General features: G+C 67.5%; 16 protein-coding genes, 1 tRNA gene and 4 pseudogenes. 14 read left to right on the forward strand and 7 right to left on the reverse strand.

Features of this window, described 5'->3' with window-relative positions; all coding sequences use genetic code 11:
• Positions 1 to 12: 12 nt before the first annotated feature.
• A complete protein-coding gene (locus ASV56_RS23930) occupies positions 13 to 579 on the reverse strand; it encodes a DUF421 domain-containing protein (RefSeq protein ID WP_062561040.1) in 567 nt (188 codons plus the stop codon).
• 196 nt (positions 580 to 775) lie between these two features.
• Between ASV56_RS23930 and ASV56_RS05010 the strand changes: the two genes are divergently transcribed.
• From ASV56_RS05010 to ASV56_RS23445, 3 genes and pseudogenes are all read left to right on the forward strand, one after another.
• Positions 776 to 1,948 (forward strand): dipeptidase, encoded by a 1,173-nt coding sequence (locus ASV56_RS05010; RefSeq protein WP_062561041.1) that lies wholly within the window; start codon positions 776 to 778, stop codon positions 1,946 to 1,948.
• 39 nt (positions 1,949 to 1,987) lie between these two features.
• Positions 1,988 to 2,647, forward strand: a complete 660-nt coding sequence (locus ASV56_RS05015; protein ID WP_062561042.1) for a glutathione S-transferase family protein — start codon at positions 1,988 to 1,990, stop codon at positions 2,645 to 2,647.
• Positions 2,648 to 2,721: 74 nt separating this feature from the next.
• Positions 2,722 to 2,878: pseudogene (locus tag ASV56_RS23445) on the forward strand (IS3 family transposase); the annotation flags it as partial.
• Between the two features lie 217 nt (positions 2,879 to 3,095).
• Here ASV56_RS23445 and ASV56_RS05020 read toward each other — a convergent pair.
• Positions 3,096 to 4,233: pseudogene (locus ASV56_RS05020) on the reverse strand (IS3 family transposase).
• A gap of 432 nt (positions 4,234 to 4,665) precedes the next feature.
• On the opposite strand from ASV56_RS05020, the gene tnpB reads away from it, so the two are divergent.
• From tnpB to lpxK, 9 genes and pseudogenes are all read left to right on the forward strand, one after another.
• Positions 4,666 to 4,806 carry a transposase gene (tnpB, locus tag ASV56_RS24340; RefSeq protein ID WP_253879986.1) on the forward strand — a complete coding sequence of 47 codons (141 nt, stop codon included), beginning with the start codon at positions 4,666 to 4,668 and terminating at the stop codon, positions 4,804 to 4,806.
• Between the two features lie 141 nt (positions 4,807 to 4,947).
• A pseudogene (gene tnpC, locus ASV56_RS05035) lies at positions 4,948 to 6,613 on the forward strand (IS66 family transposase); the annotation flags it as partial.
• Positions 6,614 to 6,904: 291 nt separating this feature from the next.
• Positions 6,905 to 7,465 carry a hypothetical protein gene (locus ASV56_RS24345; RefSeq protein ID WP_253879868.1) on the forward strand — a complete coding sequence of 187 codons (561 nt, stop codon included), beginning with the start codon at positions 6,905 to 6,907 and terminating at the stop codon, positions 7,463 to 7,465.
• Positions 7,396 to 7,908, forward strand: coding sequence for an integrase core domain-containing protein (locus ASV56_RS23940; protein ID WP_172823708.1), 513 nt, complete (start codon positions 7,396 to 7,398; stop codon positions 7,906 to 7,908). The genes ASV56_RS24345 and ASV56_RS23940 overlap by 70 nt, the downstream gene beginning before the upstream one ends.
• Positions 7,909 to 8,034: 126 nt before the next feature.
• A pseudogene (locus ASV56_RS22570) lies at positions 8,035 to 8,267 on the forward strand (arginase family protein); the annotation flags it as partial.
• Between the two features lie 50 nt (positions 8,268 to 8,317).
• A tRNA-Leu gene (locus tag ASV56_RS05050) sits at positions 8,318 to 8,403 on the forward strand.
• 298 nt (positions 8,404 to 8,701) lie between these two features.
• Positions 8,702 to 8,947, forward strand: coding sequence for a DUF4170 domain-containing protein (locus ASV56_RS05055; protein WP_017998198.1), 246 nt, complete (start codon positions 8,702 to 8,704; stop codon positions 8,945 to 8,947).
• Positions 8,948 to 8,968: 21 nt separating this feature from the next.
• The gene (locus ASV56_RS05060) at positions 8,969 to 10,201 is read left to right on the forward strand and encodes a 3-deoxy-D-manno-octulosonic acid transferase (RefSeq protein ID WP_062561044.1); all 1,233 of its coding nucleotides are present in this window, start codon (positions 8,969 to 8,971) and stop codon (positions 10,199 to 10,201) included.
• Entirely contained in the window at positions 10,198 to 11,181 is a 984-nt protein-coding gene (gene lpxK / locus ASV56_RS05065; protein ID WP_062561045.1) for a tetraacyldisaccharide 4'-kinase, read from the forward strand. Before ASV56_RS05060 ends, lpxK begins: the two co-directional genes overlap by 4 nt.
• 81 nt (positions 11,182 to 11,262) lie before the next feature.
• Here the strand turns inward: lpxK and ASV56_RS05070 are convergent, their stop codons facing one another.
• Positions 11,263 to 11,931 (reverse strand): DsbA family protein, encoded by a 669-nt coding sequence (locus ASV56_RS05070; RefSeq protein ID WP_062561046.1) that lies wholly within the window; start codon positions 11,929 to 11,931, stop codon positions 11,263 to 11,265.
• A complete protein-coding gene (locus ASV56_RS05075) occupies positions 11,928 to 12,467 on the reverse strand; it encodes a DUF721 domain-containing protein (protein ID WP_062561047.1) in 540 nt (179 codons plus the stop codon). Before ASV56_RS05075 ends, ASV56_RS05070 begins: the two co-directional genes overlap by 4 nt.
• Positions 12,468 to 12,551: 84 nt before the next feature.
• On the opposite strand from ASV56_RS05075, the gene ASV56_RS05080 reads away from it, so the two are divergent.
• Both ASV56_RS05080 and ASV56_RS05085 read left to right on the forward strand, forming a co-directional pair.
• The gene (locus ASV56_RS05080; protein ID WP_062561048.1) at positions 12,552 to 13,619 is read left to right on the forward strand and encodes an A/G-specific adenine glycosylase; all 1,068 of its coding nucleotides are present in this window, start codon (positions 12,552 to 12,554) and stop codon (positions 13,617 to 13,619) included.
• A gap of 4 nt (positions 13,620 to 13,623) precedes the next feature.
• Positions 13,624 to 14,760 carry an alkane 1-monooxygenase gene (locus ASV56_RS05085; protein WP_062561049.1) on the forward strand — a complete coding sequence of 379 codons (1,137 nt, stop codon included), beginning with the start codon at positions 13,624 to 13,626 and terminating at the stop codon, positions 14,758 to 14,760.
• 96 nt (positions 14,761 to 14,856) lie between these two features.
• Here ASV56_RS05085 and ASV56_RS05090 read toward each other — a convergent pair whose 3' ends face one another.
• The 3 genes from ASV56_RS05090 to ASV56_RS05100 form a co-directional block, all read right to left on the reverse strand.
• Complete coding sequence (locus ASV56_RS05090) at positions 14,857 to 15,987, reverse strand: site-specific DNA-methyltransferase (protein ID WP_062561050.1); 1,131 nt, start codon at positions 15,985 to 15,987, stop codon at positions 14,857 to 14,859.
• Between the two features lie 87 nt (positions 15,988 to 16,074).
• The gene (locus ASV56_RS05095) at positions 16,075 to 16,707 is read right to left on the reverse strand and encodes a ribonuclease HII (protein WP_062561051.1); all 633 of its coding nucleotides are present in this window, start codon (positions 16,705 to 16,707) and stop codon (positions 16,075 to 16,077) included.
• A complete protein-coding gene (locus ASV56_RS05100; protein WP_062561052.1) occupies positions 16,704 to 17,183 on the reverse strand; it encodes an ureidoglycolate lyase in 480 nt (159 codons plus the stop codon). Before ASV56_RS05100 ends, ASV56_RS05095 begins: the two co-directional genes overlap by 4 nt.
• Positions 17,184 to 17,202 lie beyond the last annotated feature (19 nt).

Here is a 17,202-nt window from a genome sequence, read left to right on the forward strand (position 1 = left end):
GCTTGCCGTCGTTCATCGGCGTTCGGCCCAGGCCATTTCCCGCGCCGGCAGCACCGGCGGCTGGTAAAGCCCCTCGCCGCCATGCTCGCCATGCTTCAGGATCGAGATGCCGCCGTCCGCCTCGAGGATGGCGAATTTCACCTGCGCCAGGTCCTCGATGCCGCATTGGCGCAGCTTGCTGTAGAGTTCGTGCACGCCGATGCCCTGCCGGCGCAGCCGGTCGGCATGCACCCGGCCCTGGCTGACGACGATGCGCGGCCGGCCCTCGAAGACGCGGCAAGACCAGGGCGAGGCCAGCATCGCCTTGTCGATGAACTTGTTGTAGATCGAGACGATCAGGATCGCGAACATCGCCGGCAGCATCGGCACCTCGGGGTAGAAGAGCGAGTCGCCCACCGCCGAGCCGATGGCGATCACCAGCAGGAATTCGACGATGGAAAGCTGTGCCACCGTGCGCCCGCCCAGCCAGCGCATCAGCATCAGCGTGTAGAAATAGACGATGGTGGTGCGGAACAGGACCTCGAGCGCGAAGCGCATGTCCTGTTCGCCCATGAGAATGCGCTGCATCTCGTCAAACATGGCGACTGTCCCCTGCCGGCGTTGCGCGGGCCTTTCGCAAACGCCGTGGCCCGGGGGGCTTACCGGGCTGCGCGAGCCGGGGGCGCTTCGCCCCCCGGACCCCCCGAGGATATTTGTGCAAGAAAGAAGCCGGGCGGATTTTCGTCGCCTTGGGCAGGGGCGCGGCCTATGGTTGGCGGAAACGGAAGGGGGCGGCATGATCCGGCGCATCTTCATGGGGCTCGCAGTGCTGGTCGTGCTGGCCGCGGCGGGCGTGGCGATCTGGGGCCCGGGCTTCGTCGAGCGGCGGCTGAACCCGGTGACCATGCCCGAGGCGGGCTGGCCGGTCTCGCCCGAGGCCGAGGCGCTGCATCGGCGGCTGGTCATCGGCGACTGGCATTCGGACGCGCTGCTGTGGGATCGCGACCTGCTGGACCGGGCCGGGCGGGGTCACGTCGACGTGCCGCGACTGGCCGAAGGCAATGTCGCGGTCCAGGTCTTCACCACCGTCACCAAAAGCCCGCGCGGCCAGAACTACAGCCGGAATTCCGCCGAGGCTCCCGACAATATCACGCCGCTGTTTATCGGCCAGCTTCGGCCGTTCTCGGCCTGGTTCAGCCTGAAGGAGCGCGCGCTGGTCCAGGCCGCCGCGCTGCGCCGCGCCGCCGAGCGCGCGCCGGAGGCCTTGATGCTGATCCGCTCGGCCGAGGATCTGCAGGTGCTGCTGGAGGCGCGGCAGAACGGCGCCCAGACCGTCGGCGCCCTGCTGGGCACCGAGGGCGGCCATCCGCTGGAGGGCAATATCGCCAATCTGCAGGTGCTTTACGGCGCCGGCTTCCGGCTGGTCGGGCTGACGCATTTCTTCGACAACGAGCTTGGCGGCAGCCTGCATGGCGAGGGCGGGGCGGAATCGGGCCTGTCCGATTTCGGCCGCGAGGTGGTGGCCGAGATGATGGCCAAGCACATGATCATCGACCTGGCGCACGCGAGCCCGCAGCTGGTGCGCGACGTGCTGGCCATTCCCGGCACGCGGCCGATCCTGTCCCATACCGGCATCCACGGCCAATGCGCCAGCCCGCGCAACCTGCCCGACGACCTGGTGCAGGCCATTGCCGCCAAGGGCGGCGTGATCGGCATCGGCTTCTGGGCGGATGTGAACTGCGGCAGGACGCCGGCCGACATCGCCGCCTCGATCCAGGCCGCCATCGCGCTGGTGGGCGAGGACGCGGTCTCGCTGGGGTCGGACTACGACGGTTCGGTCGACGCGCCCTTCGACGTGGCGCATCTGGCGGCGCTGACCCAGGCGCTGATGGACGCGGGTCTCGGCGACGAGCAGATCGCCAAGGTCATGGGCGGCAACATGATGCGCTATCTTGCCCAGGTGCTGTAAGCGGGCCTAACCTGCGCCCAGGCATCACGGGAGAGAACCATGCTGACCGTCTATGGCGTCACCCGCTCGCGCGCCTCGCGCATCATCTGGCTGTGTCACGAGCTGGGCCTGCCGTTCAAGCAGGTGCCGGTGATCCAGGCCTATCGGCTGGAGGATGCCGGGGCGCCCGGGGCGCCGCTTAACACCCGCTCGGAGAGCTTCCTGAAGCTGTCGCCCGCCGGGGCGATCCCGGTGATCCAGGACGGCGACCTGGTGCTGTCCGAATCGCTGGCCTGCACGCTGCACCTGGCGCGCAAGCACGGCCAGCCCTTCGGCCCCGCCGACATGGTGGAAGATGCGCTGATGCTGCAATGGAGCTTCTACGCCGCCACCATGATCGAGCCGGACGCGCTCGCGATCCTGTTCAACCACCGCCCCGGCCAGGCCCAGCCCGGCGCGGCGCAGGCCGCCGTCGGCCATGCGGCCGAGCGGCTGGTGCGGCCGCTGGCGGTCCTGGACGCACATCTGGCGCGGCACGGCCACCTGGTCGGCGGCCGCTTCACCGTGGCCGACCTGAACGTGGCCGAGATCCTGCGCTATGCCCAGGGCTATGGCGCGCTGATCGAGCAGTTCCCGGCCGCGGGGGCCTGGCTGGACGACTGCCAGGCCCGGCCGGCCTTCCGGAAGATGTGGCAGGAGCGGCTGGCCGAACCCGAATAGCCCGGGCAAGCCCGCGCCGAACATGCTCTGGGGGCGTCCATTGTAGCGCCATTGGTCCGAGCCCAATGGACGACGATTTCACCTATGTCGCCATCTGGAAGGGTTTCGCCTCTGTGGCGTTCGTCATCGACGCCTATGCCCGGCGGATCGTCGGCTGGCGGGTCGGCGCTTCCGCCCATGCAGGATTCGTGCTCGATGCCTCAACAGGTGATCCATGATCGCCGCCCGGTCAAGGGCGCTGTTGTTTGACACGAATATCTGCACCAAGGCGGAAGACACCGGTGGACATAGGAAGACCCCGGATGCGAAGTGGTGCGAAGTCCTGCGAATATCCGCGAAGGGCCAGCAAAATAAGGCAAAAGCAAGGTGTGGATTGCTGGCGCTCTAAGAGGTGGTTCGATTGATCTGAACAGGTTCTGGGCGATTTCCAAGTGGTTTTCTGCCTCGGTTATGCCGCTGCCGCTTCGGGCATTGGCGGGGTGAAGTAGGCCTGATCGGGCGTTTTCCCGTCAAGCGATGAATGCGGACGGCGGCTGTTGTAAAAGCCGAGATAGCGGCCGATCCCGGCGCGGGGCTCAGACACGCTGGCATAGGCCCGCAGGTAGACCTCCTCGTATTTGACCGTCCGCCACAGACGCTCGACGAAGACGTTGTCGCGCCAGGCGCCTTTGCCATCCATGTGGACTTGATCTCTCGGGCGGCCAGAACCTTGATGAAGTCGATGGACGTAAACTGGCTTCCCTGAGCCGTGTTGAATAGCTCGGGCGTGCCGTGACGTGCCAGTACCTCCGCGACGGCTTCCTTGCAGAACTCGGCCTCCAGCGTGATCGACACCCGGCATGCCAGGACACGGCTTCGGTGAACCAGTCGAGCACGGCAGCCAGATAGATGAACCCGCGGGCCATGGGAATGTAGGTGATGTCCATCGCCCAGACCTGATTGGGGCGGGTGATCGGCAGCTTCCTGAGCAGATAGGGGTAGATCTTGTGCCCCCGGCGCTGGCTTCGAGGTGTTAGGTCGGGTAGAGCGCCTCGATGCCCATGCGCTTCATCAGCGTGGCAACGTGCAGCCGCCCGACCTTGAACCCTTCCTGGATCAGCAGGCCCTGCAGCATCCGGCTGCCCGCGAAGGGGAATTCCATGTGCAGCTTGTCGATGCGGTGCATCAGCTTCAGGTCCGCGTCCGACACCGGGCGGGGCTTGTAGTAGACGCTGCCCCGGCTGATCCCCAGCACGATGGCCTGTCGGCTGACGCTCAGCTTGGCCGAGGGATCGATCATCTTTTTGCGCTCGGCAACAGACCCGCCTTGCCGAGCGCGCCGGACAAAAAATCGTTCTCCAGCGTCAGCTCTCCGATCTTTGCATGCAGGGTCTTCACATCGACGATCGGTTCTGGCTCAGCTTTCGCGGCTTCGCCGAACACCCCGGTCGCGCCCTCGAGCAGCTGGTCACGCCACTGCTTGATCTGGTTCGGATGCACGTCGAAATCCTGCGCCAGCTCGATCAGCGTCTTCTCGCCCTTGATCGCAGCTGCCGCCACTTTCGCCTTGAAGGCCGGGTGTGGTTCCGGCGCGGTCGTCTTCCCATGGTCTTCTCCTCGCTCGCAACATCATGCTGCCCAATCGCCGGGAAATTGATCCACTGGATCAATTTCTGGCCCGGCTCATACGCGGAAAATCCACTTATCCCGGCTGTTCAGATTTCCGGAGCCACCTCTTTTCGTGCCCTTGGTGATGGAGGGTGGGTCGCCCGCGTCGGCGGGGCAACCCTCGTGGGAAGCCGACGACGGTCGGATCGACATCACGCTGACGAACGGGCGCCGCATGACGATCCCTGCGTCTCTGGCTCCAGCGCATCTCGCAGCGCTGTTGGGCGTGCTGGATCCTCGATGATTGCCTGCCGGAGTGAAGGTCTGGATCGCGAGTGGTGTGACCGACATGCGGTGCGGGATGAACAGCCTGGGGGCGTGATCCGCACGGCGGAGAGATCTTCTGCTTCCGGGGACGCAAGGGCGACCTGATCAAGCTGCTCTGGCACGATGGCGTCGGGATGTCGCCCTATGTGAAGCGGCTGGAGGCCGGGACGTTCATCTGGCCGGTGAGCCAGAATGGCTCGGCCGTTCCGGTCTCGGTGGCGCAGCTCGGCTCTCTTCCGGAGTGAGCGGACGAACGCCACTGGTTCGAGTGAGGCCGCGAACATCGACTGGCGCAATCCACGCTGGACACAGCGGCCTGCATCGGGTGATGCGCTACAATCCCCTTGTTTCATTGGCATTATATCGACATGGGGCAAGTCTTCGGCATGTCGGAGACCCCTTCGGAGATCGCTGTCCTGCGCGCCGCCTTGCCGCGGCAGAGGCCCGCGCATCTGCCGCGGAGGGCGCTCTGGTCGCCGCCAGGAGCGAACTGATCCAGGCCCAGGCCGTCGTCTCGGCCGCCGAGGAGATGATCCGGCACCTGCGGCTCCAGATCGCCAAACTCCGGCGCGATCGATATGGCCACAGTGCCGAACGTCATGCCCGGCTGATCGAACAACTCGAGATGCAGCCTGAGGACCTCGAGACGGACCTTGAACAGGATCGTGCAAAGGCGGATGCCGCCGCTTCCAGGACCACGGTCACGGCATTCGAACGCGGCCGCCCGGCCCGCAAGCCGTTCCCGGATCATCTGCCCCGTGAGCGCGTGGTGGTCGAGGCCCCGACCTGCTGCACCCGGCTCGTGGATCTGCGCGCATCGTGAAGATGGGCGAGGACATCACCGAGGCGCTGGAGGTGATTCCCCGGCAGTGGAAGGTGATCCAGACCGTCCGCGAGAAGTTCACCTGCCGCGACTGCGAGAAGATCAGCCAGCCGCCGGCACCGTTCCATCCGACACCGCGGGGCTGGGCCGGTCCCAATCTGCTGGCCATGGTGCTGTTCGAGATCGAGCCATGGGAACGCCACTGGTCCGAGGGACCACGGCGAGGCGGCCAGCACCAACCCCTGAACAGACAGGCCGAACGCTACGCGAAGGAGGGCGTCGAGATCAGCCTGTCCACCCTCGCCGATCAGGTCGGCTGCAACCCCTCCACGATCTGATCCGTGCCCATGTTCTCGGGGCGGAACGATTGCATGCCGATGACACAACCGTGCCGCTGATGGCCAGGGGTGGCACGCAGACTGCCCGGCTCCGGACCTGTCTACGTGACGACCGGCCCTTTGCAGGCGGGGCGCCGCCAGCGGCGCTCTATTACTTCTCCACTGATCGCAGGATGGACCATCCGACCCGGCATCTGGACGGCTGGACCGGCATTCTGCAGGCCGATGCCTGCGGCGGATACAACGGCGTCTACGACACGGCCCGCAAACCCGCGCCCGTGCGCAGCGCATTGTGCTGGTCACATGCCCGCCGCAAGTTCTTCGAACTGGCCGACATCAAGGCCACAGCCCGCAAGGGCAGAAGGCAGCCGAGGAGAGCTCGCCCATCGCGCTGGAAACGGTCAGACGCTTCGACACCATCTTCGACGCCGAGCGCGAGATCACCGGCCTGAGCGCCGAGACCCGTCATGATGTCCGTCAGCGCATCCTGCGCCCGATGGTCCAGGAGCTGCATGATTGGCTGCGGACCGAACGCGGCAGGATGTCGAAGCACAATCCGGTCGCCAAGGCCATCAACTACATGTTCGAGGAGCACGGCCGCTGGGAAGCCTTCACTCGCTTCCTCGATGACGGCCACATCTGCCTTACCGACAATGCCGCCGAACGTGCTCTGCGCGATATCGCCCTCGGCCGGAAGGCCTGGCTCTTCGCCGGTTCTCCCCGGGGCGGCGCCGCGCCGCTTTCATGTATTCCCTGATCGTCACCGCGAAAATGAACGACGTCGATCCTCAAGCCTGGCTGGCTGATGTCCTGGCACGACTGGCAGACACGCCTCTGTCTCGCCTGCCAGAATTACTGCCTTGGAACTGGAAGCGCGAAATTACCGCAAAAGCTGCTGTCTGCAATACCGACATTCTAGCGCCGCCAAAATTGCTGCTGGCTTCCAAGTTTAGCCTCATCCGCGCGACACTTTAACAACAACGTGGCGATTCTGTATCGACCCAGTGGAAATCTGCTCATGCTACAAGGAGTAAAACGTAGCGATGAGGGGACCATTGGAAGACGCCGTCAAACGGCCAAGCGCAAGTCGGCGCTGGTCATCGAGATCGTTCAGGACAAGACGACAGTGGCGGAAGCCGTCGCGGCTATGATCTTTCCCATCCGAGATCGAGGGGTGGGTCGATGATGCGTCGTGGCATGGAGAATGCGTTGCGGGCGAACCCGCTCGATGTCCGGCAGGAATACGAGAAGCAGCTGCGCGGCCTGCAGGAGGCCTACGGCGAGGCCATGCTGGAACTGCTTGCGCGAAAAAAGTTGGCGGACGGGATCCGAGTGTCGCTGGTGAATCTCTGCGCATGGTTCGGCGTGCCGCGACGGACCGTCGACTACAAGCCGACCAAGGCCGCCCCGAAGATCAATCCTGGCTTCGCCGAGCCGATCAAAGCCATGATCGAGGAGAACCCCTCCTTCGGCTACCGCACGGTGGCGTTCCTGCTGGGCTTCAACAAGAACACCGTGCAGCGGATCTTCCAATTGAAGCACTGGCAGGTCCACAAACGCCCCATCGGCATGCGGCCCCGCAGCCGAGCGCTGCCATCAGTCGCCACGGCGCTGAACGAGCGCTGGTCGACCGATCTCTGCCGGATCTGGGCCGGCAAGGACGGGTGGACCTCGTGGCCCTGGTCATCGACTGTCACGCGCATGAACTTCTCGGCTGGCACCTGTCGCGCACCGGCAAGGTGACCACGGCTGCCAGCGCGCTGGAGCACGTCCTGATCAGCCGTTTTGGCACCCTCGGCCGCGTCAATCACGAGTTCCTGTTGCGGTCGGACAATGGCCTGGTTTTTGCCAGTCGCCACTACACGGCTTTGGTCCGAAACTACGGCCTGAAGCAGGAGTTCATCACCCCGCATCGTCCGCAGCAGAACGGCATGGTCGAACGCGTCATCCGGACGCTGAAAGAGCAGTGCGTGCATCGCCATCGCTTCGAAAGCATCCAGCACGCCGCCCACGTCATCGGTGACTGGATCCGGTTCTACAACAACCGCCGTCCGCGTCACCGGCCCGACCCTGACCGACCTGTTCAAAGCTTGGGAAAAGGACGCCAGGTCCAAGGGTGCTGCGACCACCACCCTCCGGAACCTCCGGCAGAAGCTGGGAAACCTGTTCGCCTTCATAGGCCATGACCGGATCGGGACATGACCCCGCAAGACATCGCGACATGGACCGACCACCTGCGGGACGAACGGGGACTGACCAACCTGTTCGAGGCGTGGAAGAAGGATGCCGAGGTTTCTGCCAAAACCGTCCGGGACTTCCTGGACCTCGGCCCTTCCATCGCGCCGGTCGTCGGCTCCACGTTTCCCGGCGGCACCACCTTCCGCTAGGTGCATCTGGCCTGCGAGCTTCTGCACGAATCCGGGCTGATGACTTCGCTGAGCCCGGCCAAGTTGAATCCCCTCCTAGACGAGCGCACTGATGGGTGGACCTTGTCGGCTCGCCGATAGGGCGCAAGGTCTTCGACCAGCCGATGCGCAGCTGCTGACCTGACAAGCCTTGCCAATCGCCGCACCGCCCGCTAGCCAATCGGGCAGCGCGGGCGTGGCGGAATGGTAGACGCATGGGACTTAAACTCCCTGGGGCGCAAGCCTGTGCGGGTTCAAGTCCCGCCGCCCGCACCAGCCGTGCCGCAAAGGCCCTCACGCCGGGACCGCAGGCAGCCATTCCCGGGGAATGGCCACCCGCGACCGCTGAGAAAGGGCAAGGAAAGGTGCACCGGTTCACCCTTCCTTTCACCCGGAACGCCCTCACCACCACGCTTGGGCCATCCGGGGGCTGCTGCCCTTTCACGGCCAGAACTGCTTATCCCGGCGCGCGATTCGCCGCAAATATCAACCGCCCGCGTTTTTAAACAAATCTCCTTGGTTCACCCGCCGGGCTCGGCTAGGTTCGCGCCGAAATCGAACCCAGGAGAACGTCATGGCGCAGCGCCTGCACCTCGTCTTCGGCGGCGAGCTCGTCGATCCGGCCCGCACCGAATTCCGCGATACCAAGGACATCCATATCGTCGGCGTCTTCCCCGACTACGCCCAAGCCCATGCCGCCTGGAAGGCCGAGGCGCAACGCACCGTCGACAGCGCCCATACCCGCTATTTCATCGCCCACCTGCACCGGCTGCGCGACGAGGAACGCGAGGTCAGCCCGACCGAGGAACTGGGAGCCTAGGGCCCGGGGCGCGCGCGGCTGATGCTGCCCTCGCAGGCGACCGCCTCGCTGGCGCTGTGGCTGCATCTGCGCCGCCGCGCCGCGCTTGGCACCGGACCGGCCCCGGCACTGGAGCCGCCCCCGGGCCAGGGGCCGCTGCTGATCGTCCACCTGTCCGAACGCGCCGAGGAGCCGGCACCGGCCGCTGCCATGGTGCGCGCCATCCTGGCGCGCCGGCCCGGGCTGCGGCTGGCCTTTACCGGCGCGGCGCCGCCGCCCGGGGCGCTGCCGCCGGACCTGCCGGCCATCCACCTGCCCCGCCCCGCCGATCCGGCCAGCGCCCAGCACCTGGTCGAGGCGCTGGCGCCGCGCGCGCTGCTGATCCTGGGCGACCAGTTGCCGGCCTCGCTGATCACCGCCATGGCCGAGGCCCGGCTGCCGGTGATCCTGGCCGAGGCGCGGTTGGTCGCCTATACGCGGCGCGGCTCGTGGCGCGGTGCGATCAATCGCGGGCTGATGCGGCGCGTGACCCGCATCCTGGCCCCCGACCTGACCGCCGGCGCCGCCGCGCGGCAGCTGGGCGCGCGCCCGGACCGGATCGAGCTGACCGGCCCGGTGACCGAGACCCGCCCCCCGCTGGCCGCCAACGAGGCCGAGCGCCGGGCGCTGGCGCATATCCTGGCCGGCCGGCCGATCTGGCTTGCCGCCTGCCCGACCCTGCCCGAAGCCAAGGCCGCGCTGGCCGCGCATCAGGCGACGCTGCACCACAACCACCGCGCGCTGCTGATCCTCGCCGGCCTGCCGGGGTCGCTGATCCCCGAGATCCTGGCCGAGGTCGAGGCGCTCGGCCTCGCCGCCATCCTGCGCTCCGAGGACGACGACCCCTCGCCCGACGACCATGTGCTGATCGCCGAGGACGACCACGAGATGGGCCTGTGGTACCGTCTGGCGCCGGTCTGCTTCATGGGCGGCACGCTGCTCAACGGCCCCGGCAGTCCGCCGCGCCATCCGTTCGAGCCGGCAGCCCTGGGTTCGGCCATCATCCACGGCCCGATCACCGATCCGCACGGGCCGGAATGGGTGCAGCTGGACGGCGCCTCGGCGGCGCGGCTCGTCACCGATGCGCCCGCGCTGTCGCGGGCGGTGGCCGATCTCTCGGCCCCGGACCAGGCGGCGATGCTGGCCGGCAACGCCTGGTCGGTCAGCACCGGCGGCGCCGCCGTGCTGCGCCGCATCGCCGACACCGTCATCGAGGCGATGGAGAACGGGGCATGAGCCGCCGCGCCCCCGATTTCTGGTTCCGCCCGCCGGGCACGCTGGCCCGGGCGCTGGCACCGCTCGGCGCGCTCTATGCCGCCGCCACCGCCCGCCGGCTGGCGCGCGGGCCCCGCGAACGCCTGCCCGTGCCGGTGATCTGCGTCGGCAACCTGAACGCCGGCGGCACCGGCAAGACCCCGACCACGATCATGCTGGCCCAACTGCTGCAATCGCGCGGGGTGGCGGTGCATGTCGTCTCGCGCGGCTATGGCGGGACCGAGAAAGGCCCGCTTCGGGTCGAGGAAAGCCGCCACAGCGCCGCCCAGGTCGGCGATGAGCCGCTGCTGATGGCGGCCTTCGCGCCGGTCTGGGTCGCGGCAGACCGGCGCGAGGGCGCGCGGGCGGCCGTGGCCGCGGGGGCGCAGGCGATCCTGCTCGACGACGGCTTCCAGGATCCGGCGCTGGCGCATGACCTGGCCCTGGTGGTGGTCGATGCGGCCAAAGGGTTCGGCAACGGGCTGTGCCTGCCGGCCGGTCCGCTGCGCGAGCCGGTCGCGCGCGGCCTCGCCCGGGCCGACCTGCTTCTGTCGATCGGCCCGCCCGCCGCGCAGACCGGCTTTGCCGCCCGGCTGCACGCTCGGGTCCCGCATCTGACCGGCGCGCTCGCGCCGCTGCAGACCGGCATGGACTGGCAGGGCCAGCGCGTCATGGCCTTCGCCGGCATCGGCCACCCCGAGAAATTCTTCGCCACCCTGCGCGACCTTGGCGCCGATCTGGTCCGCGCCGAGGCGCTCGAGGATCACCAGCCCTTCACCCCGCAACTGCTGACCCGGCTCGAGGCCGAATCGCGGCTGGTCGGGGCGCAGATGGTGACGACGGAAAAGGACGCCGCCCGGCTGCCGCGCAGCTTCCGGCCCAAGGTGCTGGCGCTGCCGGTGCGGCTGCAACTGGACGACCCCGCGCCGCTGCTCGTCCGGCTGGCAAGCCTCGGCCTGTAAGAAGGCCCCGAAGGCGACAACGCCCCGGAGCCTTCGGCTTTCTCTGTTTTTCAAATACCCTGCGGCGCTGCCGCCAGGCGCTCAGCCCTTGGCGGCCAGCTTGGCGTCGATGATCTTCTTCATCTCGTCCCAGGGCTGGTTCGAGACCTTCTCGCCGTCGATGACGAAGCTGGGCGTGCCCTCGACCTTGTCGGCGGTGGCATGGGTCTGGAAGGTGGTCACCAGGTCCGCGACCTTCTGCTTGTCGTTCCAGCAGGTGTCCATCTGCTCGGGCGTCATGCCGGCCTTGGCGCCGACCTTGCGCAGGTTGGCCGAGATGGCGTCCATGGTCTTGCCATCCAGCCAGGTCTTCTGCTCGCTCATCAACAGGTCCGCGACGGCGTAATACCTGTCGTCGCCGCCGCAGCGGGCCAGGATCCCGGCCCAAAGCCCGACCGCATCGAAATAGACGTCGCGCTGGATGAACTTCACCTTGCCGGTGTCGATGTATTCCGCCTTGAGCTTGGGCAGGTTCTCGTCATGGAAGGCGGCGCAATGCGGGCAGGTGAAGCTCGCATATTCGACGATGGTGACCGGGGCATCGGCCTGGCCCAGCACGATGTCGGACAGCACCTTGCCCTGTGGCATCTGCTCGGCGGTCTGGGCGTTCTCGGCCGGGGCGGGCGTCGCCTCCTGCGCCAGCGCGGGCAGCGCGGAGACGGTCAGCGCGGCCGTGGCGGCGGCGATGAAAGAGCGGCGGAACAGCGTCATGGATTGGCCTTTCGGTCGTTGATGTCCCGGCGGGACAGGATGTTCAGCGCCAGCTGCCGCATGGCGGCGGAAAGCGCGGGATTGTCGAAGCCTTCGGCGATGCCCTCGGCCTGCGCGACCCGGGCCGGGTCGGGCGGCGCGGCGCGGCGCGGCGCCGGGGTGAATTCGGCCTGGCCCTCGGCGAAACCCGTCGGCGCGGTCTGGGTCAGCACGATGCGCGCCACGGCGTTGAAGCCGTAGCAGGCATTCACCTTGTCGCGGATCTGTTCCAGCTGCATCTGCACCAGCGGCGCGCGCGCCCCGGTCACCAGCAGCGTCAGCGTGGCGCCGAAGCCCTTGCCATGGCTGATGCGGACCGGGCGGCTGTGGGCGGCGAACTCGGGACCGACCACCTCGGCCCAATGCGTCAGCAGCCGCGCCACGGCAAAGCCGCGGCTCTCGCCCACGGTCTTCACGCGGGCGGCGACCAGCTGGGCTGCGGGCTCGAAGCCGCGCATCCGGCGCTTGGGCTTGCTGTCGGGTCTGCTCTGGGCCATCTTGCGACGCTTGGTTCAACTTCGGCGCAGTCTGACCTGCGACGCGCCCGGACGCCAGAGAGATGAGGCTGAAAATTGCGTGACATGGCGGTGATCCCGCAGGAGCTGCTGGCCTGGTACGACCGCCATGCCCGCGTGCTGCCCTGGCGCACGCCGCCCGGCGGCGCCGGCGCCGACCCCTATCGCGTCTGGCTGTCCGAGGTCATGCTGCAACAGACCACCGTGGCGGCGGTGAAAGCCTATTTCGAACGCTTCACCACGCTCTGGCCCACGGTCCACGACCTGGCCGCGGCCGAGGATGCGCAGGTCATGGCGGAATGGGCGGGCCTGGGCTATTACGCCCGCGCCCGCAACCTGCTGGCCTGCGCCCGCACTGTCGCGGGCCTGGGCGCCTTCCCGGACACCCGCGAAGGATTGGCGGCGCTGCCCGGCATCGGCGCCTATACCTCGGCCGCCATCGCCGCCATCGCCTTCGACCGGCCGGAAACCGTGGTCGACGGCAATGTCGAGCGCGTCGTCGCCCGGCTTTTCGCAGTCGAAACGCCGCTGCCCACGGCCAAGCCCGAACTCACCGCCCTGGCCGCCCGCCTGACCCCGCAGAAGCGTCCCGGCGACTTCGCCCAGGCCATGATGGACCTGGGCGCCACCATCTGCACGCCGCGCAGCCCGGCCTGCGGCATCTGCCCGGTGATCCCGCATTGCGCGGCCCGCGCCCGGGGCATCGCCGCGGACCTGCCGCGCAAGGCACCGAAAAAGGCCAAGCCGCAGCGCCGGGGCACGGTCTGGATCGGCCTGACCGAGGATGCCGTGCTGGTCGAGACCCGGCCGGACAAGGGCCTCTTGGGCGGCACGCTGGCCTTCCCCTCGACCGGCTGGGACGGCTCCGACCTGCCGCCGCCCGCGCCGGCGGACTGGCAGGAACTGGGGCTGGTGCGCCATGTCTTCACCCATTTCGCGCTGGACCTGACCGTTGCGACCGGCCGGTTGACCGCACCGCCGCAACGCGGCAATCTGGTGCCGCTCGGCCAGTTCGACCCCAGCGCCCTGCCCGGCCTGATGCGCAAGGCCTGGGCCCTCGCCCAGAACCCGTTCCCGGCCACAGCCCGCGACAACGCGCCGCCATGGCAAACCCCCGCAACACGCGATAGTTGAACCCATGCAGACCGCCTTCCGTTCCCGCCTGATCGACGCCCTGCCCTTCTGGCTGTCGCTGGGCATGGTGCCGCTGTTCCTGGTCGCGCTGCGCTGGGGCGGCTGGTGGTTCGCGCTGATGCCGCTCTACGCCTGGTATCTGATGACCATGCTGGACGCGGTGCTGGGCCTGAACGAGGAAAACCCCGACACCGAGACACCCGAATCGCAGCTGATCTGGTATCGCGCCATCACCGTGATCTGGTTCCCGATCCAGGCGGCGATGATCTTCGGCGGCATCTGGTTCGCCACGCGCGGCGGGCTTTCGGGCTGGGAAAAGGCCGGGCTGTTCTTCGGCATCGGCGTCGCCTCGGGCACCATCGGCATCGTCTATGCCCATGAGCTGCTGCACCAGAGAAACAAGCTGGAGCGCTGGCTGGGCGATCTGCTGCTGGCCTCGACGCTCTATTCGCATTTCCGCACCGAGCACCTGCTGGTGCATCATTCCTGGGTGGCGACGCCGCGCGACGCGGTCTCGGCCCGCTACAACGAGGGCTTCTTCCGCTTCTTCCTGCGCGTGCTGATCGAGTGCCCGGCCAGCGCCTGGGCGGCCGAGACGCGGCGGCTGACCCGCTCGGGCCGCTCGAAATTCGACCGCCGCAACCCGTTCTGGCGCTACGGCGCCTTGCAACTGGCGATGCTGGCGCTGGCGGCCGGCTTGGGCGGCTGGCAGGGGCTGCTGCTGTTCGTCTGGCAGGCCTTCGTCGCCGTCTGGCAGCTGGAGCTGACCAATTACGTCGAACATTACGGGCTGACCCGGAAATACCTGGGCAATGGCCGCTACGAACACGTCCTGCCGCGGCACAGCTGGAATTCCTCGCATACCGCGACGAACTGGCTGCTGATCAACCTGCAGCGCCATTCCGACCACCATTACAAGCCCGACCGGCGCTTTCCCTTGCTGCAAACCTATTCGCAGGAAGAGGCGCCGCAGCTGCCGATGGGCTATCCGGCCATGACCTTCCTCGCCATGGTCCCGCCCCTGTGGCGGCGACGGATGAACCCGCGCGTGCGCGCCTGGCGCAAGCAGTTCTACCCCGAGATCACCGACTGGCAGCCCTATACCAAGGGCCAGAACCCACCCCCGCGCGGCGCGCTTTAAGCCAAAAGGCCCCGCCCGGCGCAAGGCCGAACGGGGCAAGGCGGTCCCGGCCGCGCCAGAGCTCGCGGAACGTCGGGACTTGGCGAACCGGGAAACTCAGTGCGGGCGGGTCTCGTCGCCCTCCATCTCGGCGCGGATCTGCTGGCGCAGGATGTCGATGGGGATCATCTTGCCCTCGCGGCGGAAGTGCCAATAGGTCCAGCCGTTGCAGCTGGGCGCGCCTTCCAGCGCCGCGCCGACCTGGTGGATCGAGCCCTTGACGTCATTGCCGATCAGGCTGCCGTCGGCGCGCACCTTGGCCTTGTGGCGGCTGTTCATCGAGAAAAGTTCCTCGCCCGGGCGCAGCATGCCGCGCTCGATGACCTGGCCGAAGGGCACGCGCGGCTCGGCGCGCTTGGGTTTGGTGGTGGCGATGGCCTCGCTGTCGAAGCGGCGCACGCGGGCCAGCCGCTTCTCGGCCACCTCGCGATAACCCGCCTCGCGCTCGATGCCGATGAAGTCGCGGCCCAGCATCTTGGCCACGGCGCCGGTGGTGCCGGTGCCGAAGAACGGGTCCAGCACCACGTCGCCGGGGTTCGTGGACCCGACCAGGATGCGGTGCAAGAGCGATTCCGGCTTTTGCGTCGGATGCGCCTTGGCGCCACCCGCATCCTTCAGCCGCTCGCCGCCGGTGCAGATCGGCAGCACCCAGTCCGAGCGCATCTGCACGCCTTCGTTCAGCGATTTCAGCGCCTCGTAGTTGAAGGTGTATTTCGCGCCCTCGGACTTCGAGGCCCAGATCATCGTCTCATGCGCGTTGGTCAGCCGCTTGCCGCGGAAGTTCGGCATCGGGTTGGCCTTGCGCCAGACCACGTCGTTCAGGATCCAGTAGCCCTGGTTCTGCAGCTCGGCGCCGACGCGGAAGATGTTGTGATAGCTGCCGATCACCCAGATCGCCCCGTCGGGCTTCAGGATGCGGCGGGCGGCGGCCAGCCAGTCGCGGGTGAACTGGTCATAGGCGGCAAAGCCAGAAAACTGGTCCCAATGGTCGTCGACGGCATCGACGCGGCTGTTGTCGGGACGGTGCAGCTCGCCCTTCAATTGCAGGTTATAGGGCGGGTCGGCAAAGATCAGATCGACGCTGTTTTCCGGCAGCGCGTTCATCACCGCGACGCAGTCGCCGGCGAGAATCTGGTTCAGCGGAAGGGGACGCGCCGAAGCGCGGGATTTGGTGTCTTGCTTGCTCATCACTGCCTCGGGTTTCGGCCGTTTGGTCGCCGATTGATTGAGGCGATAATGATTCAGACCCGATTCGCCGTCAAATTCTTTTTCGAATCAATAACTTGTGGTTTGATCTTTACACAAGATATTGTGGACGGGGGCAAAGCTGCGCCTATGATGTGGGGTTATCCCCAGATCTAGCAGCGCCTGGCGATGCGCCGGAGTCGGATAGCCCGCGTTCATTTCCCAGCCATAGCCGGGGTGCTGTTGCGCCAAATCCACCATGATGCGATCGCGCAACAGTTTCGCCACGATCGAGGCCGCGGCGATGGAAAGGCAACGCGCATCGCCGCCGATCACCGCCTGCCCCGGCAGGTCCAACTCGCGCGGCAGCATATTGCCGTCGACCAGCGCCAGGCAGGGCCGGCGCCGCAGCCCGGCCAGCGCCCGGCACATCGCCAGATGCGAAGCGCGCAGGATGTTCAGCCGGTCGATCTCCTCGACGCTGGCATGGCCTACGGCCCAATCGCAGCGCGCCATGATCTCGGCCGCCAGCGCTTCGCGCCGCTTCGCGGCCAGCTTCTTGGAATCGTCCAGCCCCTCGGGGATGCAGGTCACGTCCAGCACCACCGCCGCCGCGGTCACCGGCCCGGCCAAGGGCCCGCGCCCGACCTCGTCCACGCCGGCGACGATGCGCGCGCCGGCCCGCAGCGCCGCGCTTTCGAAACTGTAGTCCGGCAGGCTCATGCCTCGACGGTCACCGGGGCGATGGCGACCTCTTCCAGATTCACGCCGCCGCCCTCGCGATCCACGACCAGGAAATCGGCGGCCCGGTCCAGCGGCGTCAGCACGCCATGCCAGACCCCGGCGCGCAGGTTCACCCCCATGCCCGCGGGCACCAGGAAGGCCAGTGGTGCGCCGGGCCTGCCGCCCTCGTCCGGGGCGACGATGGACAGCCACGGGTCCGGCCCCAGCGGCACGAAGGCTTGCGAGCCCAAGGGATGACGCTCCAGCAGCGTGCAGTCATAGGGCAGGCTGACCGGCTCCGAGCGGAAGATCGAGATGATCGCCTCGCCGTCGCCGCGCTCGACGGTCGCCAGCGCATGATGCCGCTCGCAGCGGCCGGCGTTGATCATCTTCGAGGGCGCCTCGCGCGGGGTCAGCACATCGCCGAAGGGCGCGAAAGCCTCGGGGGTGATCGGCTGCATCCTGATCTTGCTCATCTTCCCTGCTTCTTTCTTG

The sequence above is a fragment of the Paracoccus aminovorans genome, from assembly GCF_001546115.1.
Taxonomy (GTDB): Bacteria; Pseudomonadota; Alphaproteobacteria; order Rhodobacterales; family Rhodobacteraceae; genus Paracoccus; species Paracoccus aminovorans_B.